The sequence below is a fragment of the Actinobacillus genomosp. 1 genome (genome assembly GCF_029774175.1).
Classification (GTDB): domain Bacteria; phylum Pseudomonadota; class Gammaproteobacteria; order Enterobacterales; family Pasteurellaceae; genus Actinobacillus.
The window spans coordinates 809754-828528 of sequence record NZ_CP103834.1 but is presented as its reverse complement, the minus strand read 5'-3'; the positions used below and the strand labels follow the sequence as shown (position 1 = coordinate 828528).

General features: G+C 39.8%; 20 protein-coding genes and 1 tRNA gene. 13 read left to right on the top strand and 8 right to left on the bottom strand.

The window, feature by feature from the left end; all coding sequences use genetic code 11:
• Positions 1-40 precede the first annotated feature (40 nt).
• Positions 41-871 carry a penicillin-insensitive murein endopeptidase gene (mepA, locus tag NYR63_RS03825; RefSeq protein WP_279458267.1) on the top strand — a complete coding sequence of 277 codons (831 nt, stop codon included), beginning with the start codon at positions 41-43 and terminating at the stop codon, positions 869-871.
• Positions 872-923: 52 nt separating this feature from the next.
• On the opposite strand, the gene NYR63_RS03820 is transcribed toward mepA, so the two are convergent.
• Complete coding sequence (locus tag NYR63_RS03820; protein WP_279458266.1) at positions 924-2369, bottom strand: alkaline phosphatase; 1446 nt, start codon at positions 2367-2369, stop codon at positions 924-926.
• Between the two features lie 181 nt (positions 2370-2550).
• Between NYR63_RS03820 and NYR63_RS03815 the strand changes: the two genes are divergently transcribed.
• The 11 genes from NYR63_RS03815 (at position 2551) to yciH (ending at position 11682) form a co-directional block, all read left to right on the top strand.
• Positions 2551-4467, top strand: coding sequence for a DNA topoisomerase III (locus NYR63_RS03815; protein ID WP_279458265.1), 1917 nt, complete (start codon positions 2551-2553; stop codon positions 4465-4467).
• Between the two features lie 128 nt (positions 4468-4595).
• Complete coding sequence (secG, locus tag NYR63_RS03810) at positions 4596-4922, top strand: preprotein translocase subunit SecG (RefSeq protein WP_279458264.1); 327 nt, start codon at positions 4596-4598, stop codon at positions 4920-4922.
• A gap of 18 nt (positions 4923-4940) precedes the next feature.
• A tRNA-Leu gene (locus tag NYR63_RS03805) sits at positions 4941-5026 on the top strand.
• Between the two features lie 145 nt (positions 5027-5171).
• Positions 5172-6203 carry an outer membrane-stress sensor serine endopeptidase DegS gene (degS, locus tag NYR63_RS03800; RefSeq protein ID WP_279458263.1) on the top strand — a complete coding sequence of 344 codons (1032 nt, stop codon included), beginning with the start codon at positions 5172-5174 and terminating at the stop codon, positions 6201-6203.
• A gap of 29 nt (positions 6204-6232) precedes the next feature.
• Positions 6233-6907: a (d)CMP kinase gene (gene cmk / locus NYR63_RS03795; RefSeq protein WP_279458262.1), complete on the top strand. Its 675-nt coding sequence runs from the start codon at positions 6233-6235 to the stop codon at positions 6905-6907.
• A gap of 96 nt (positions 6908-7003) precedes the next feature.
• The gene (gene rpsA / locus NYR63_RS03790) at positions 7004-8668 is read left to right on the top strand and encodes a 30S ribosomal protein S1 (RefSeq protein ID WP_279458261.1); all 1665 of its coding nucleotides are present in this window, start codon (positions 7004-7006) and stop codon (positions 8666-8668) included.
• A gap of 72 nt (positions 8669-8740) precedes the next feature.
• Positions 8741-9022 carry an integration host factor subunit beta gene (locus tag NYR63_RS03785; RefSeq protein ID WP_279458260.1) on the top strand — a complete coding sequence of 94 codons (282 nt, stop codon included), beginning with the start codon at positions 8741-8743 and terminating at the stop codon, positions 9020-9022.
• Between the two features lie 65 nt (positions 9023-9087).
• Positions 9088-9378: a LapA family protein gene (locus tag NYR63_RS03780; RefSeq protein ID WP_279458259.1), complete on the top strand. Its 291-nt coding sequence runs from the start codon at positions 9088-9090 to the stop codon at positions 9376-9378.
• Complete coding sequence (lapB, locus tag NYR63_RS03775; protein WP_279458258.1) at positions 9378-10574, top strand: lipopolysaccharide assembly protein LapB; 1197 nt, start codon at positions 9378-9380, stop codon at positions 10572-10574. The genes NYR63_RS03780 and lapB overlap by 1 nt, the downstream gene beginning before the upstream one ends.
• Positions 10575-10598: 24 nt before the next feature.
• Positions 10599-11291 carry an orotidine-5'-phosphate decarboxylase gene (gene pyrF / locus NYR63_RS03770; RefSeq protein ID WP_279458257.1) on the top strand — a complete coding sequence of 231 codons (693 nt, stop codon included), beginning with the start codon at positions 10599-10601 and terminating at the stop codon, positions 11289-11291.
• A gap of 79 nt (positions 11292-11370) precedes the next feature.
• Positions 11371-11682: a stress response translation initiation inhibitor YciH gene (gene yciH / locus NYR63_RS03765; RefSeq protein ID WP_279458256.1), complete on the top strand. Its 312-nt coding sequence runs from the start codon at positions 11371-11373 to the stop codon at positions 11680-11682.
• Between the two features lie 80 nt (positions 11683-11762).
• Here yciH and NYR63_RS03760 read toward each other — a convergent pair whose 3' ends face one another.
• The 5 genes from NYR63_RS03760 to yjgA form a co-directional block, all read right to left on the bottom strand.
• On the bottom strand, positions 11763-12203 hold the full coding sequence (locus tag NYR63_RS03760; RefSeq protein ID WP_279458255.1) for a hypothetical protein: 441 nt from the start codon (positions 12201-12203) through the stop codon (positions 11763-11765).
• Between the two features lie 46 nt (positions 12204-12249).
• On the bottom strand, positions 12250-12963 hold the full coding sequence (locus NYR63_RS03755; protein ID WP_279458254.1) for a DUF554 domain-containing protein: 714 nt from the start codon (positions 12961-12963) through the stop codon (positions 12250-12252).
• 2 nt (positions 12964-12965) lie between these two features.
• Positions 12966-13538: a UbiX family flavin prenyltransferase gene (locus NYR63_RS03750; protein ID WP_279458253.1), complete on the bottom strand. Its 573-nt coding sequence runs from the start codon at positions 13536-13538 to the stop codon at positions 12966-12968.
• Between the two features lie 61 nt (positions 13539-13599).
• Positions 13600-13971, bottom strand: a complete 372-nt coding sequence (locus NYR63_RS03745; protein WP_279458252.1) for a SirB2 family protein — start codon at positions 13969-13971, stop codon at positions 13600-13602.
• 43 nt (positions 13972-14014) lie between these two features.
• On the bottom strand, positions 14015-14545 hold the full coding sequence (gene yjgA / locus NYR63_RS03740; protein WP_279458251.1) for a ribosome biogenesis factor YjgA: 531 nt from the start codon (positions 14543-14545) through the stop codon (positions 14015-14017).
• Between the two features lie 107 nt (positions 14546-14652).
• On the opposite strand from yjgA, the gene pmbA reads away from it, so the two are divergent.
• Positions 14653-16002: a metalloprotease PmbA gene (gene pmbA / locus NYR63_RS03735; RefSeq protein ID WP_279458250.1), complete on the top strand. Its 1350-nt coding sequence runs from the start codon at positions 14653-14655 to the stop codon at positions 16000-16002.
• Between the two features lie 276 nt (positions 16003-16278).
• On the opposite strand, the gene ilvN is transcribed toward pmbA, so the two are convergent.
• Both ilvN and NYR63_RS03725 read right to left on the bottom strand, forming a co-directional pair.
• On the bottom strand, positions 16279-16770 hold the full coding sequence (gene ilvN, locus NYR63_RS03730) for an acetolactate synthase small subunit (RefSeq protein ID WP_279458249.1): 492 nt from the start codon (positions 16768-16770) through the stop codon (positions 16279-16281).
• Positions 16763-18487, bottom strand: a complete 1725-nt coding sequence (locus NYR63_RS03725; RefSeq protein ID WP_279458248.1) for an acetolactate synthase 3 large subunit — start codon at positions 18485-18487, stop codon at positions 16763-16765. Before NYR63_RS03725 ends, ilvN begins: the two co-directional genes overlap by 8 nt.
• Positions 18488-18775 lie beyond the last annotated feature (288 nt).

The window sequence follows — 18775 nt, the reverse complement described above, 5'->3', positions numbered from 1 at the left end:
CCGCTTGTTTTTTTATTCATTGACTTTTCTAGGTGTAATAATGAAAAGATTTAAAATGCTTTTGCTATCAAGTTTTCTGGGGTTGGTCGCTTCTGCTCATGCGACGGTTTGGGAACAAATTCGTACTCCGGTTGCCGGACAAGCACAACCTATCGGCGGTTATAGTAACGGTTGTATTATCGGTGCGCAGCCGTTAGCATTAAAAGGAGATGGTTATCAAGTTATTCGTTCCGCTCGCAATCGTTTTTATGGGCATCCGGACTTACTATCCTTTTTACAACGATTAGCCAAAAATACTAAAGCGGCAGGATTACCGCCAATCTTAATCGGCGATATGGGGATGCCGGCTGGCGGACGTTTTTCTTCCGGTCATGCGAGTCATCAAACCGGCTTGGATGCGGATATTTGGTTTAGGTTCGGTCCGATGGACGAGCAAACGGCGAAGAATCCGGCGGGTTTAGCCACTTTAATGGTGAATCGCGATGCACAGGTGGTTGATGAAAGCGTATGGACACCGCAACATGCGATGATGGTAAAACTGGCGGCACAAGATGCAAGAGTGGATAGAATCTTTGTCAATCCGGCAATTAAAGTAAAATTGTGCAATACAGCCGGTTCGGATCGAAATTGGTTACGCAAGGTACGACCTTGGTACGGACATGATTCGCATATGCACGTACGTTTAAGTTGTCCGCAAAATGCACCTAATTGTGAAAATCAGACGGCTATTCCGGCAGGTGATGGCTGTGGTTCGGAACTGTATTCGTGGTTTGAACCGGCTCCGGCAGGTTCGACGGCATCTAAACCGAAAGTGTTACCGACACCGCCGGTTCAATGCCAAATGATTCTTTCATCGCAAGGACTTAATTAAAAAAACGCACCTTAAAATACTAAGGTGCGTTTTTCTATTTATCGCTTAACGATTATTCCGCTTTAATGTCGAATGCTTTGAGCATGGTACGGAATATATCCGTATTATCTACAAAGAATTGGCTGTCCGCTGGGGCTTTATAGTAAGTACCTAAACCGGCTTCCGGTTTTGCAATTTCAAGGAAGTGTTTCGCACCGAAACCTTTCGCATATACCGGTACTAATTCTCGGGTATGGTTATCTGAATACCAACGTACGAGAGGAAGTGCGCCGGCACCTTGATTTACGATTTCCGAATAGATTTTTTCATTAGAATTCGGACCTTGTAAGAAGCCGTTACCATGGTCGGTCGTCACGATAAGTAACGTTTCATCCCAAGAACTGTTTTTCTCAACCCAGTTTACCGCCGCTTCTACCGCAAGGTTAAAGTCGATTTGCTCTTCCACGATACGAGGTAGATTATTAGCGTGAGCCGCCCAGTCCACCGCACCGCCTTCAACCATTAAGAAGAAACCTTTATCATTTTTGCTGACAACATTTAATGCGCCTAATGTCATCGTAGCTAAATCAGGTTGGTTTTCGAGTAATGCTCCCGCACTCACACCGGAACGGTTAAATTGCAATGTAGCGTTATTCGGTGCCGTACCTAAAATTTTCGTTTTACCTTTAAAATCTAATTTACCTTCGGCAAGTGCAATAAAATCATCTTTACTGTCAATCAACGTATAGTCGGTTTTACCTGCAACTAAATTATCCCAAGTTTCTTTTCCCCCGACATAACGGAAATCTTTTTCATCTTTCGGTTGAACTGCTTTACCGTTTTTATCAAAGTATGGGTGACCGGTTCCCATAATTACCGATGCAGTACCGGAGGTTACCGCTTCTTTAGCGATTTCGGCATAATTGTTACGGTTTACATTATGTGATAAGAAACCGGCAGGTGTCGCATGGCTCCATTGTACCGAGCTGATTACACCTAGCGCACGACCGGATTCAACGACATATTCACCAATGTTTTTTAGGCGTGTATCGTCGTTTGACCAGTTGATTGCATTATTATAAGTTTTATGTCCGCTTGCTAATGCGGTTGCCGCTGCGGCACTATCGGTAAAGTTAGTTTGGGCGTATTCGTATCCGCCGAAATAGCTAGTGTAATTGTTTAAATTACCTTTATGTTGATAGCTTGATTTATCTTTGTTCCATAATTCTTTCGGATCAAATTTAACGGAATTTTTTGACGAGTGAGTCGGTTTGGTCGAAGTATTGAGAGGGTGAGTAGAAGCAAATAATTTTACATCAAATTGATCATAAACTTCTTTGCCTAATGCGCCGTGACGAAAATAACTCGCTGCTTTCCAAGTATTAATGCCTGCACCGTCACTAATTAATAAGATGACATTTTTCGCTTTAGCACCGTCTGTAGTCGTTGATTGCGCGATAGCGGTTTGATGAACAGTTGCACCTACGAATAAAACAAGCGCGATTTTAGATAATTTCATAATTACTCCTTAGATCGACTATTTATTTAGTCGAGGCGTATTTTATGGATCAATTATGACATTTATATGACAGTAAAAATGATGATTGAAAAAAGCCGCAGTAGTTAGGCTATTGCTTTTTAAAAAGAAAAATCAGACAATTTTCATTAATAAAATCAGAATGATATCAGAGAAAAGAATTTTGAGAGTATTTTTAGCGGAAAAACCGAGTTTGGCAAGAGCAATCGCAGACGTATTACCGAAGCCGCATACCCGTGGTGACGGTTATATTCAATGTGGCGAAAATGATACGGTAACTTGGTGTATCGGTCATTTATTGGAACAAGCGGAACCTGATATTTACGACGAACGTTTTAAAATGTGGCGAATGGAGCATTTGCCGATTGTCCCGCAGCAATGGAAATTAGTGCCGAAAAAAGAAACGTTGAAGCAGCTAAAAGCGGTCGAAAAATTGGTAAAAAAAGCGGACGTATTAGTCAATGCCGGCGACCCAGATAGAGAAGGACAACTGCTGGTTGATGAAGTGTTCAGCTATCTAAATGTACCGGCGGAAAAGCGCAATCGGATTCAGCGTTGTTTGGTGAGTGATCTCAATCCAAGTGCAGTCAAAAAAGCAATTGATAAATTGCAAAATAATCGTGATTTTATACCGCTTGCGACTTCTGCGTTAGCACGAGCAAGGGCGGATTGGTTATATGGCATTAATATGACGCGAGCTTATACCTTACAAGGGCGTTGGGCAGGTTACCAAGGTGTATTGTCGGTTGGGCGTGTTCAAACGCCGGTGTTAGGTTTAATTGTACGCCGAGATCTGGAAATAGAAAATTTTGTGCCGAAAGATTATTTTGAAGTATTGGCGCATATTTTGGTGCCGGAAACTCAAGAACGTTTTACCGCACAATGGCAACCGAGTAAGGCTTGTGAAGATTATCAAGATGAAGACGGGCGAGTGTTATCCAAAAGTCTGGCGGAAAATGTCGTTAAGCGCATTACTAACAAAGCTGCATTAGTAACGGATTATCAAGATAAAATTGAAACCGAAACGGCACCACTGCCTTACTCATTGTCGGTACTACAAATTGATGCGGCTCGTCGTTACGGTTTATCGGCGCAAGCGGTGTTAGATATTTGCCAGAAACTATACGAAACGCATAAGTTAATTACCTATCCTCGTTCGGATAACCGTTATTTACCGAATGAGCATTATGCCGATCGTTTTAAAGTAATGGCGGCAATTGCTCATCACCTAGATGAATATAAAGAAAAACCTGAGGCGGTTAATCCGGAAATTCGTAATCGTTGTTGGAATGATAAAAAAGTGGAAGCGCACCATGCTATTATTCCGACCGCTCGTCAAGGCTCGGTACAACTAACTGAAAACGAAAAACGTATTTATCAACTGATTGCTCGTCAATACTTAATGCAATTTTGTCCGGATGCGGAATATCGCAAGGGTAAAATCGTATTGGATATCGCCGGCGGTGTTTTTAATGCACAAGCTCGAAACTTGATTGTTGCCGGTTGGAAAGCATTATTAGGCAAAGAAGACAGTGATGAAGTGTTAGAACCATTGTTGCCGGTTGTAAAAAAAGGACAGCAATTACATTGTGAAAAAGGTGAAATTTTCAGTAAGAAAACCCAGCCGCCTCGCCATTTTACTGATGCAAGTTTATTATCGGCAATGACCGGTATTGCGCGCTTTGTACAAGATAAACAGCTCAAAAAAGTATTGCGAGAAACGGACGGTTTAGGGACGGAAGCAACGCGTGCCGGTATTATTGAGTTGCTGTTCAAGAGAGGATTTTTAGTTAAAAAAGGGCGGAATATCCATAGTACGGAAGCTGGGCGGATTTTAATTAGTGCATTGCCGGATGAAGCAACTCAGCCGGATATGACCGCACATTGGGAAATGCAATTGACGGATATTAGTAAAAAGCAAGCAAGTTATCAGCAATTTATGACGGAATTAATCGGTAAACTTCCGGAGTTATTGCATACGGAAAGACAGAAATTGCAAAATTTAAGTCGAATTCAACCGCCTGTTTCTTATCGTAAGCGGTCAAGTTTTAAGAAAAATTCACAAACTGCTGAAAAATAAGGCAAATGTATTGTTCAAGAAAAAAATTACTTGCAAGAAGTAGGCTAAATCTATATGATGCACGCCATCGCAAGTCGATTTTAATTTTAAAATCTGGGATTTAACGCGGATAAGAATAGAGAGTTTAGATGTTAAACGTATTAACAATTATTTATCTCGTTGTTGCGGTTGCATTAATCGGTTTTGTGTTAATGCAACAAGGTAAAGGTGCGGATGCCGGTGCTTCTTTCGGAGCAGGTGCTTCAGGAACAGTTTTCGGTTCAGCAGGTTCGGCTAACTTTTTATCAAGAACAACAGCGGTTTTAGCAGTTATCTTTTTTGGCATTAGTTTATTAATTGGCAATTTAAATTCGCATCAAACTGCGCCAAAAAGTCAATTTGAAGATTTAAGCGGTGTTCAACAAAAAGTTGAGCAACCTAAAGTAGAAAACCCAAATAACGATATTCCTCAATAATTTGGGAACAGAATAAAAGCTCTGGTGGTGGAATTGGTAGACACGCTATCTTGAGGGGGTAGTGTCCATAGGATGTGCGAGTTCGAGTCTCGCCCAGAGCACCAATATATAAGCCTTAATCGTAAGATTAAGGCTTTTTTTATAACTTAATTTTAAAAATAGGAATTCGGCTTAAGTTTTTGATCTTGTTACGAATGATTGTATTCTTATATAATATTTAAGCATAACAATAGGAAAAAGGAGAGAAGTATGGTAAAGAAGATTGTACAAGCGGTTGCATTCGGTTTGTTTTGTGCATTTCTCATCATTTTTGTTTCTCCGTTAGTAAACCATAAATCGGTTACGGTAAATGGGAAAACGACGCATATTGAAAGTTATCATGATGCCGTTCAATTAGCTTCTCCGGCTGTAGTGAACGTGTATAACCATGCATTAAGCCAAGACGGAAAAACATTTGAAGTTAAAAATCTCGGTTCAGGGGTGATTATGACTGCTGACGGATATATTCTGACTAACAAACATGTGGTGCAGAATGCGGCACAAATTATAGTCGCATTACAAACCGGCAGTATTTCTAATGCGAAACTTGTAGGTGATGATACCTTGACTGATTTAGCCGTATTAAAAATTGAAGCGGATAATTTACCGACCATACCACAGAATAGTGAACGACCGGTAAGAATTGGTGATGTCGTTTTGGCAATAGGTAATCCGTTTAATTTAGGTCAGAGTATTACTCAAGGCATTATCAGTGCTACCGGACGCAATGCTTTAACGGACGGAGGACGTCAGAATTTTATTCAAACCGATGCGTCTATTAATAGAGGTAATTCCGGTGGGGCTTTAGTAAATTCTGCAGGAGAACTTATCGGCATTAATACGCTGAGTTTAGGGAAAACCAGTGATGAACTTGCAGAAGGGCTAAATTTTGCCATACCGATCAATTTAGCTACGCAAATTATGTCAAAGATTATTCAAGACGGACGGGTAATCAGAGGATATTTCGGGGTAAATAGTTCTTTGTATTCATCTATTTTTGATGAAGAAGATGCCAAGGGCGTATTAATTACAGGGGTTGCGATTAACGGACCGGCATATCAAGCCGGAATTGAAGAAAATGACCGAATTTTAAAAGTCGGGGAAGTTGATGCGGTTTCGCCTACCCAGATGATGGATTTGTTAGGAAATATGAAACCCGGGGCGAAAGTTCAAGTAAAAGTTTTACGCGATGGAAAAGAGTTTGATGCAGATGTTGTTATTGGCGAATTTCCGGAACTGTAAGGTTATTGATTGATAAATCAGGAAAAAATATGAAGAATTTTATTATTACCGTTGATGGTCCAAGCGGGGCGGGTAAAGGCACTTTATGTCATGCACTGGCAGAAAAATTAGGCTTCGATTTTTTAGATTCGGGGGCGATTTATCGTATCACGGCACTGGCGGCGGTTAAATCGGGTACGGCATTAGATGATGAGGATTCATTGGCGGAAATCGGTCGTAATTTAGATGTAAAATTTATACCGAAAGACGGAGAAGTTAATGTCATTCTAAACGGTGAAAATGTCGGAGATCAAATTCGTACTGCCGAAGCCGGTCAGAATGCCTCAAAAGTTGCGGTATTTCCTAAGGTGCGAGAAGCATTATTGCAACGCCAGCGCGATTTTAGTTCGGACAGAGGTTTAATTGCTGACGGTCGAGATATGGGAACGGTCGTATTTCCGGATGCTCAAGTAAAACTTTTTTTAGACGCAAGTGCCGAGGAACGAACAAAAAGACGTGTAAAACAGTTGCAAGAAAAAGGATTTAATGCTAACTTTGACGAGATTTTAGCCGAGATTAAAGAGCGTGATTATCGAGATAGAAATCGTGCGGTTGCGCCTTTAGTTCCGGCTAAGGATGCGTTGCTACTTGATTCAACTGACTTATCAATCAATGAAGTGATTGAACAGGCTTTGAATCATATTAGTCAATACGTTAAATTTTAATTTAATTCGCTGAACATAGGATGTGTTCGGTCATTATTACTAACCCCGTTTAATAGGATGTTAAATGGATGTTCATTTTTATTTAAGAAGAAAATTATGTCAGAAAATTTTGCTCAACTACTTGAAGAATTCCTTGCGACAGAAGCTCGTTTAGGTTCTGTGGTTAAAGGTACTGTAGTAGCTATCCAAAAAGGCTATGTTATCGTTGATACAGGTTTTAAATCTGAATCATCAATTCCGGCTGAAGAATTTACAAATGCGCAAGGCGAACTTGAAGTTCAAGTTGGCGACCAAGTAGATGTAGTTCTTAAAGCGGTAGAAGATGGCTTCGGTGAAACAGTAGTTTCTCGTGGTGATGCAAAACGTAACGAAGCTTGGATTGCTTTAGAGAAAGCATTCGAAGAACAAGCTACAGTTATCGGTTTTGTTAATGGTAAAGTAAAAGGCGGTTTTACTGTTGAATTAAACGGTGTTCGTGCATTCTTACCAGGTTCATTAGTTGATACTCGTCCGGTTCGCGATTCTTTAAACTTAGAAGGTAAAGAATTAGAATTCAAAGTTATCAAACTTGATCAAAAACGTAACAACGTAGTTGTTTCTCGTCGTGCTGTAATCGAATCTGAAAGCAATCAAGATCGTGACGAAGTTTTAGCGAACTTAGTTGAAGGTTCAGTTGTTACCGGTACTGTTAAAAACTTAACAGACTACGGTGCATTCGTTGATTTAGGTGGCGTTGACGGTTTATTACATATCACTGATATGGCATGGAAACGTGTTAAACACCCAAGCGAAGTTGTTGCTGTAGGTCAAGAAGTTACTGTTAAAGTACTTAAATTTGACAAAGAGAAAACTCGTGTATCATTAGGCTTAAAACAATTAGGTCAAGATCCATGGGCTGCAATCGCTCAAAACCACCCGGTAAACAGCAAATTAACTGGTAAAGTAACTAACTTAACAGACTACGGTTGTTTCGTTGAAATTTTAGATGGTGTTGAAGGTTTAGTTCACGTTTCAGAAATGGATTGGACAAACAAAAACATCCACCCATCTAAAGTAGTTAGCGTAGGTGACGTAGTTGAAGTAATGGTTCTTGAAGTTGATGAAGAACGTCGTCGTATCTCATTAGGTTTAAAACAATGTAAAGCAAACCCTTGGGAACATTTCGCAGCAACTCACAACAAAAACGATAAAGTGACAGGTAAAATCAAATCTATCACTGATTTCGGTATCTTCATCGGTCTTGAAGGTGGTATCGACGGTTTAGTTCACTTATCTGACATTTCTTGGAATGCTACAGGTGAAGAAGCTGTTCGTAACTACAAAAAAGGTGACGAAGTGGAAGCTGTTGTATTACAAGTGGATGCGGTTAAAGAACGTATTTCTTTAGGTATCAAACAGTTAGAATCAGATCCGTTCACTAACTTCGTAGAAAGCACGAAAAAAGGTGCAATCTTAACCGGTAAAGTTGTAGAAGTTGATGCGAAAGGCGTTAAAGTTGAATTAGAAGGTGGCGTGGAAGCATTTATCCGTGCTAACGAAGCGACTCGTGACCGTGTAGAAGATATTACAACTGTTATTTCAGTCGGCGATTCTATCGAAGCTAAATACACAGGCGTAGATCGTAAAGCTCGTGTTGTTAATTTATCTGTTCGTGCGAAAGATGAAGCTGAAGAATCAGCAGCAATCGCTCAAGTGAATAAAGAAGAAGTTGCAATTCCAAACGCTATGGCTGAAGCTTTCAAAGCAGCTAAAGGTGAATAATTAGAACCTTTCTAATTAAAAAGCGGGTATGTGTAAGCATATCCGCTTTAATTTAAATAATCAGAGGAAGCTATGACTAAATCAGAACTTATTGAAAATTTAGTATCACTTAATCCTACTTTACAAGTGAAATCGGTAGAAGACGGCGTAAAAGAGATTTTAGAACAAATTATGCTATTTCTTGAACGAGGAGAACGTGTTGAAGTAAGAGGATTTGGTAGTTTTTCTCTACATTATCGACAACCTCGTGTCGGTCGTAATCCTAAAACAGGCGAAAGCGTAAAGTTAGATGCAAAATATGTCCCGCATTTTAAAGCAGGGAAAGATTTGAAAGAACGTGTCGATCTAGTATAAAATTCCAAGAAACGATATGGTATCGTGTCGTTTTTTATTTATCGGTAAAGCAAACGGAGCATGGCATGAAGTATATTTTTGGTATTTTGATTACTCTAGCGGTAATTATTGTTGCGATAACAATTGGTGCAAATAATGATCAATTAATTACATTTAATTATGTTATTGCTCAAAGCGAATTGCGTTTATCGACTTTAGTCGCTATTTTATTCGGCTTCGGTTTAATTTTAGGTTGGTTAATTACGGGAATTTTCTATTTACGTATTAAATTGCAAAATATCTCGCTTAATCGTCGAGTTAAGCGTCAGGCACAACAAATCACTGAATTAACGACCACTACGCCGAAGGCTGAGTAATGTTAGAATTACTGTTCCTTTTGTTGCCTATAGCTGCGCTCTACGGTTGGTATATGGGACAACGCAGTGCAAAGAAGGATCAAGAAACCATTAATAATAAGTTTTCCCGTGATTATGTGACGGGGCTTAATTTTCTTTTATCTAATCAACAGGAAAAGGCGGTTGATCTTTTCCTTTCTATGCTTCAGAAACAAGAAGCTGAAAATCAAATTGCAACGGAATCACAATTTGAAGCGGAATTAACTCTAGGTAATCTTTTCCGTTCTCGTGGTGAAGTTGATCGAGCCTTACGAATTCATCAAGCTTTAGATGCAAGCCCGGATTATTCTATTGAACAAAAATTATTAGCTAAACAGCAACTTGCCAAAGATTTTATGGCGGCTGGTTTTTATGATAGAGCGGAAAACTATTATATTATGTTGCTTGATGAGCCGGAATTCGCAGTAAATTCATTAACGCAACTGATGGCTATTTATCAGAAAACAAAAGAATGGAAGAAAGCGATTAATGTTGCGGAAAAGTTACTGAAAATAGAGCCGGATACGGATAAAATACCACTTTCTCATTGCTACTGCGAGTATGCTCAATCTATTCGAAGTGAAGACTTGGACGGACATTTAGCCGCTTTGCATAAAGCGTTAGATTATTCGCCGCAATGTGCGAGAGCCTCCATCTTGCTAGGCGATTATTATTTAGAAAAAAGTCAATATCAAACTGCATTAAAACATTTTGAGTCTATTTTACAGCAAGATCCTGATTTTATTAGTGAGGTAATAGAAAAAATAAAAGCCTGCTATATTGCAGAAAATGATCTTGCGAATTATGAGTTATTTTTGATTAGAGCAAACCAGATTAAGCATAATAGTCGTGTTGATTTGGCTCTTGCAGAATATATTGAGCAAAAAGATGGCGTGGTAGCCGCACATTCCAAGTTATATCAACAGTTAAGCCAATATCCGAGTATGATTACGTTCCATCGTTTCATTCATTATCAAATTAATGAAGCGGAGGAAGGTAGAGCAAAAGAAAGTTTGATGTTGTTATATAATATGGTCGGTTCAAGAATGAAAAAAGGTTTTCAGTACCGGTGTTTAAACTGCGGTTACCAAAGTTATCGATTAAGTTGGCATTGTCCGTCTTGTCGCCGATGGGAACAAATTAAACCTATACACAGCATTGATTCACAAATTAATTGAATAAACTAAAATTGAGGAGTCCTTATGGATAATAAAATTATTGTTGCTTTAGACTATGAAACAGAATATGAAGCATTGAGTTTTGTAGATCAAGTTGATCCGTCTCTTTGTCGTGTGAAAGTGGGCAAAGAAATGTTTACGACGTTAGGCACGAATTTTGTTAAACAATTACACGAACGTAAATTTGATGTTTTCCTTGATTTAAAATATCACGATATTCCGAATACTGTGGCGCGTGCGGTACGTTCTGCCGCCGATTTAGGCGTATGGATGGTGGACTTACACGCTTCCGGCGGTTTAACCATGATGGAAGAAGCGAAAAAGATCTTAGAACCGTACGGTAAAGACGCACCGTTATTAATTGCGGTAACGGTATTAACCAGTATGGAAGATTTAGATTTACTACAAATCGGAATTAATGCTTCACCAATGGAGCAAGTGATTCGTTTAGCTCATCTCGCGCAACGTGCGGGATTAGACGGTGTGGTTTGTTCTCCGCAAGAGGTTGAAGTGCTTCGTACTCATTGTGGCAAAGATTTTAAATTAGTGACACCGGGTATCCGTCCGGAAGGTGCGGATTTTGGTGATCAACGCCGTGTAATGACACCAAAACAAGCAATCGAAACCGGTTCTGATTATTTAGTGATTGGTCGCCCGATTACCCAAGCTCAAGATCCTTTATCGGTATTAAAATCAATTAATGCTTCTATTCGTTAATTAATAATGGATTGAAAAGGTGGGCTATATGTCCACCTTTTGTATTTTAAGCAAGCGGTTAAATTTTAGGATTTATCAGATGACATTAGTATATTCAACAGAAAGCGGGCGCATTGTGCCTGAGAAGGTAAAGACGGAACGCCCAAAAGGCGATGGTATTGTGCGTATTCAACGCCAAACCAGCGGTAGAAAAGGCAAAGGTGTTTGCGTAATCAGCGGATTGGATTTGGATGATGTTGAACTCAAATTATTAGCAGCAGAACTGAAAAAACGTAGTGGTGTTGGCGGTTCAGTAAAAGACGGATTGATTGAGATTCAAGGCGATAATCGAGATTTACTGAAACAAATTTTGGAACAAAAAGGCTTTAAAGTAAAACTTGCCGGTGGTTAATCATCGTTATACAAGCGGTTAAATTTCACTAATTTTTTGCAAAATTTTAGCCAAATTTAACCGCTTGTTTTCTTAGAAAACTAGACTTCTTCTCTTTCCCAAATGGTTTTCTTTGCGAAAACCAATTTATTTCCCGTGTGCTTGACTATATCAAAGCGAATTTCCCATACATCACTCGGTTTTAAGCGGGCGATTGGATGGCGAGTATAATAGCAATCTAAAGCCTCTTGGCGAGCTGTTGAATCAATCAAACAGGTACAATGCGCTGAGAATTGAACACCTTCAATGTCGGTAAGCGTTTCAACTTGAGCGGCAATTGTGCCTACAATATGTGAGTTTTCTTGCATCAACAGACCGTGGCGAGTGTTTTTATCGGTAAGGATGATTAAGCGAACTTGTTCGCTATCGAAAGCATAAAAACAGTTTGTCGCCCAAAAGTCATGTTTACCATAGGTAGCAAAACTCACGACATGATTTTGGTGGATAAAGCGGCTGATATGGGAGGGAAGTTTCTGCATCATATATTCTTTTAGAATATCCCGCCGGAATAGTGGGATATTGCGTCTATTAAGCTATAAACATTTGCCAAAGATAAGAGAACGGCATCACTAAAATCAGTGCCGGCAGCATATTGGCCACGGCAAAATGTTTAATACCACAAATACGTAAACCGGTTGCGAGCATAATAAAGCCGCCGGCAGTTGAGAAGTCGGAGAGCATATTTGGTGTAGTGAGCGGCATAATCAAACTGGCTAATAACGCTAAACTGACTTGCACAAGGATTAACGGCAAAGCGATACTGGAAACCGCATAGCCCAGAGTAGCGGCAAAAATGCCGGCAGTGAAGAAATCTAAAATCGCTTTAATAAACAATACGGAAGGGTCTCCAGTCATGCCTTCTTTCATTGAGCCGAATACGCCCATACCGCTGGCACAGAACAAAATTAAAATCGCCACAAATTGATTTAAGAATTCTTGGTGTGAAACACCGGATGGTGGGAAAATTTTATCCACCGTACTCCGCATTTTACCGGCTAAATTTCCAATGCCTTTCTCTAAATAAATTAATTCGCCGATAATAGTACCGACAATTAATGCTAATACCACGGCAGACATATTTTTTGCACCGATAATCAACATAATGCCTAATCCCATCGAGCAAAGACCAAATAACGGCGGTAAATTACTTTTTACCCGTTCGGGTAATTTTGAGCCTAAAAATGCGCCGATCAGCCCGCCGATTAATACGGCGGCACCATTGACATAAGGGCCTACAAGCATTTTTACTCCTTATTATTTAGTTCGCCCCAACGAGGCATTGGAAAATCGAAATCAAATAGATCCAACGCTTTAGAAACACTATGCGTGACTATTTCATCTATCGTTGTTGGATTTTGATAAAATGCAGGTACCGGTGGAAAAATAATGCCGCCCATTTCTGTGACTCGGCGCATATTATCAATATGGGCTAAGTTAAATGGGGTTTCTCGTACCATTAGCACCAATTTACGGCGTTCTTTTAATACGACATCTGCCGCTCGAGTTAAAAGATTATCGCTAAAACCAAGCGCAATTGCTGAAAGCGTGCGAATTGAGCAGGGGGCGACCAACATACCGAGGGTTTTAAAAGAACCGCTGGCAATACTTGCACTGACATTATGAATGGAATGTACCTGTGAAGCTAAATCCAGTAGTTGTTCTCGCTCAATATCGGTTTCCAACGAACGTGTCATTTCCGCCCCTTTAGTTAGCACTAAATGGGTTTCTACATCAACTGATTTGAGTAATTCCAGTGCCTTATAGCCATATTGAAAGCCGCTTGCACCACTAATGCCGATAATAATTCGTCGTTTCATAAGTAACTAAAAAAGCGGTCTAATTTTGCAAAAAAATTGCAAATTTTGACCGCTTATAAGATTAGCGTAAAGTTGCTACTAACATGGTTAGCATAAAGCTTACCACAGCTAAGATAAAGTTTTTGAGAGAGAAAGGCTGTGACTTTTTGAATGCTTTGACGCTAAATACGATATAAAGCACCAAAAATGCCATTTTAGGAAGAAGCCATTGCATTTCATTTAACGTATAGATCCCGTTTGAAAGTAAAATAGCTAATAGGGCGATACCTGAAACAAGTAACAGCGTATCAACAATATGCGGCGCAATACGTAAAACTTTATATTGACGCCAGTCCACCATTTTTGAGGCTAATACGCCACGGGTAAGTAATAATATTAGGCTGATGTAAGCAAAACCTACATGACCTAACCCTAATTGAGGGAAAAACTCCATAATCACTCCGGTTAAATAAAAAATAAGCGGTTAAAATTGCGCATTATTCTGCAATTTCGGTTTTTAAATATTGAAAAATCTCACGATAATTTTTAGGCGGCTTATTCGCCTCACGTTCTTTCTGTGCGCCGCGAATCAGATTACGTAAATGTTGGCGATCTAACTGCGGATATTCGGTTAATAAGTGTTCTAAAGATGAATCACCCATATTTACCAACTGGTCACGTACTAATTCCAGCTTATGCAATAACGCCTGCTGTTGATTATGGCGATTTTTCACTTTATCTAACGCTTCTTGGATCGGTTCCGGATCTCGGTTACGTAATAATTTACCGATAAATTGAATTTGGCGACGGCGAGCCTCTAATTTGAACCCTTGTGCTTGGCGAATAGCGTCTTTTAAATCGTCATCAAGTGGAATTTTCTCAAGATTTTGTGGGGTCAATTCGATTAGTTCCGCTCCAAGTTTTTTTAGATGTTCAGAATCTCGTTTAATTTCACTCTTACTTACCCAGATGATTTCTTCTTCCTCATCCGTCCAATCAATCTCATTTTTGCTACGTTTTTTAGCCATTGTTATTCCTTCAATCGTAAAAAATGGCATATTCTAACAGAAATTTAAGGTAGAATATACGTATCGTATTTAGCCATTTTCAATTATCCATTTTAATTTAACAAATCATGTCATTAACAACAAAACAAGATCTCCAAAAACAAGAACAGGAACTCCGTCAAGCGGTGGAATTTGCGCTTAATGTTGCAAAAAAATCAGGGGCAGAAGCGGAAGTCGGCGTTACAAAAGTTGCCGGATTATCGGTTTCAACCCGTCTAGAGCAAACGGAAAATATCGAATTTAATAATGACGGCTCACTCGGCATTTCGGTATATGTCGGAAAACGTAAGGGCAATGCCTCAACCTCGGATTTACAACCGCAATCTATTCAACGTGCGGTCGAATCAGCATTAGCGATTGCTAAATATACCTCGGAAGATGAGTGTGCCGGTTTAGCCGATAAAGAGATGATTGCATTTGATGCGCCAGATTTAGAACTTTATCACCAAGCGGATATTTCGGTAGAGCAAGCGGTTGAATTAGCCTTAGAAACGGAACACTATGCGTTAAATACGGATGAGAGGATTGTAAATAGCGAAGGCGCAACTTTTAATTCTCATAGCGGTGTACGCGTATATGGCAACACGCACGGTATGCTACAAAGCTATCTTTCAAGCCGTTATTCGATTTCTTGTAGTGTAATTTCTGCCTATGAAGATCAGCTGGAACGTGATTATGAATATACGATTTCACGTGAATTCGATAAGTTACAATTACCGGAATGGGTCGGCCGTCAGGCGGTGTTTAAAGCTGTTGATCGCTTAAATCCGCAAAAGATCAAAACTTGTGAAGTACCGGTAATTTTTTATAATGATGTGGCAACCGGCTTAATTGGGCATTTGGCCGGTGCTATTAGCGGTGGAGCTTTATATCGTAAATCGAGTTTCTTATTAGATAAGTTAGGTACACAAATTTTACCAAGTTGGTTTGCTATCTCTGAGCGTCCTCATTTATTACGTCAGTTAGCTTCATCCGCTTTCGATAGTGAAGGAGTTATCACGCAGGATAGAGAAATTATTACTGATGGTGTATTGCAAACTTATCTGATGACCAGCTATTCGGCACGTAAGATGGGCTTAAAAACGACCGGACATGCAGGCGGTATTCATAACTGGTTAGTCAAACCGAACCGAACAGGCGGCTTAGATACGCTTGTAAAAGAGATGGGAACCGGTTTATTGGTGACTGAATTTTTAGGCTCAGCGATTAATGCGGTAACCGGTGAATATTCTCGTGGTGCGGCAGGTTTCTGGGTTGAAAACGGCGAGATTCAGTATCCGGTGGCGGAAATTACCATTGCCGGTCAGTTACAAGAAATGTATAAAAACTTAGTCGCAGTTGCCGATGATATTGAGTATCGATCTAATATTCAAACCGGTTCGATTTTATTAGATAAGATGAAAATTTCCGGTGAATAAAAATTTATCTATTTGAGAATAATTCTTATTGACATTAATGATAAACTTACTTAAAATAGTCCTCGTTACATTTTAGGGTAATGTAACACTGCTAAATAACTTTATCGTCATCTGAAGTTATAAAGCAATTAGGGTAAAAGTAAATTCGTTAGGTTAAAATGGCTAGTCCGCAAGGGCTAGCTATTTTTTTCTTCGTAACAGTTGTAAAAGTTTCGGCAAATTTAACCGCTTGCATAGCAATAAAAAAGGCGACACTATAGTTCGCCTTGTCAGAAGTTATAAACAGTTTTTATCGCCGCGAGAGAGGCTGATAACACCGGAACGTACGATTTCGACTATCGTTGTTTCTTGTTTAACCGCTTCAATAAACGCATTCAGTTTTTCACTGGTTCCCGCTAATTGAACGGTATAGAGCTTCGGCGTAATATCCACGATTTGTCCTCGGAAAATATCAACCATACGTTTTAATTCATCTCGAGATGAACCTGTCGCGCGTACTTTCAACAATAATACTTCACGTTCAATATGCTCGGTAGGGCTTAGATTCGAGACTTTAAACACATCGATCAACTTATGTAATTGCTTTTCGATTTGCTCAAGCACGTTTTCATCTCCTTGAGCAACAATCGTCATACGAGAAAGTGTTTCGTCATCAGTCGGTGCAACGGTTAAACTTTCGATATTAAATCCACGTTGAGAAAAAAGACCTACAACACGGGATAATGCACCCGCTTCGTTTTCGAGTAATACTGATAATGTTCTACGCATCTGTTCTCTCCGTTTTGCTTAAAATCATCTCATTCATTGCACCGCCACGAATTTGCATTGGGTAAACGTGCTCGGTTTCATCTACTTTTACATCGACAAATACTAATTTGTCTTTGATGGCAAAGGCTTGGGTGAGTTTTTCTTCCAATTCGCTCGGGTGATCAATCGTAATACCGACATGACCGTAAGCCTCAGCTAATTTCGCAAAATCAGGTAAGGAATTCATATACACTTGCGAATGACGACCGGAATAGATCAGATCCTGCCACTGCTTTACCATACCTAAGAAGCGGTTATTTAAACTCACAATTACAACCGGTGTGCCATATTGTTTTGCCGTAGAAAGCTCTTGAATATTCATTTGGATTGAACCGTCACCGGTAACACATACCACGGTAGCTTCCGGATGAGCGAATTTCACACCGATTGCAGCCGGTAAACCGAATCCCATGGTGCCGGCACCACCCGAATTAATCCAACGGCGGGGCTGCTCAAACGGGTAGTGGAGGGCTGCAAACATTTGGTGCTGACCGACGTCCGAAGCCACATAAGCTTCACCTTTGGTAATTTGATGAATTAATCGGATTACCTGTTGCGGTTTGATCACCTCTTTGCTTTCTTCAAAATTTAAGCATTGATACGCTTTCCACTCATTAATTTGTTGCCACCAAGCGGTTAAATCCGCTTGATTTTTTGCCAGATTTTCCTCTTCCAATAAACTGAGAAATTCTTTTAGTACGTGTTTTGCACTGCCTACAATCGGAATATAAGCCGGTACGGTTTTAGAGATAGAAGCAGGATCAATATCGATATGGATAATTTTTGCATTCGGGCAATATTTAGCCAAATTATTTGTGGTACGGTCATCAAAACGCACGCCGATCCCGAGAATTAAATCGCTTTCGTGCATTGTATTATTCGCTTCATAAGTACCGTGCATACCGAGCATCCCTAAGAATTGTTTATTTGAAGCAGGGAAAGCACCTAAGCCCATTAATGAGCTGGTTACCGGTAAGTTTAATTTGGTCGCAAAATCGGTTAATTGAGCGGAGCATTCCGCAGAAATAACACCGCCACCGATATATAACACCGGTTTTTTTGCGACCAATAAGGCTTTTAATGCCTTTTTAATTTGACCTTTATGACCTTGTACGGTTGGGTTATATGAACGTAACGATACTTCTTTAGGATATTCATAGGTAAATTTATTCGCCGGATTTACCATATCTTTCGGAATATCAATCAAGACCGGACCGGGGCGACCGGTTGAAGCGATATAAAAGGCTTTTTTGATAGTTGAAGGAATGTCTTCCGGATTTTTGATCATAAAGCTGTGTTTAACTACAGGGCGAGAGATACCTAACATATCGCATTCTTGGAACGCATCGCTACCGATTAAACTTGAAGGGACTTGACCGGTTAAGATAACAAGTGGGACAGAATCGGCATAAGCAGTCGCAATACCGGTAATCGCATTGGTTGCACCGGGGCCGGAAGTGACTAACACACAACCGACTTTACCGGTTGAGCGAGCGTAGCCATCCGCCATATGTACCGCAGCTTGTTCGTGACGTACAAGTACGTGATTAATATTATCCAGCGTATGAATGGCATCATAAATATCTAATACCGAGCCGCCCGGATAGCCGAAAACGTATTCTACGCCTTCGTCTTTCAAGGATTGAACAACCATTTCTGCTCCGGAAAGTTTTTTCATTGAATCCTCCAACGATTTTTAAATGAATATAGTGTTTGCTTTATAGTTGGAATGATTCTGCAAAAAAATAAAATATTTGTCCAGCGTTTAAAAGATATTCAATGCAAGATTTTTCCGAGATTTAATGCTAAAAATATCGAATATTTAGTTTTATTTGAAGGTAAAATCCTATTTTAGTAAATAAATGGCGTTTTGTGCGGGATTTTATAAAATGTGGAGAATTAAATATTTTTTACCGGTAATAGTAAAAAATACTCGAAATAAGTAGAAAAAAGGCGAAATAATCAT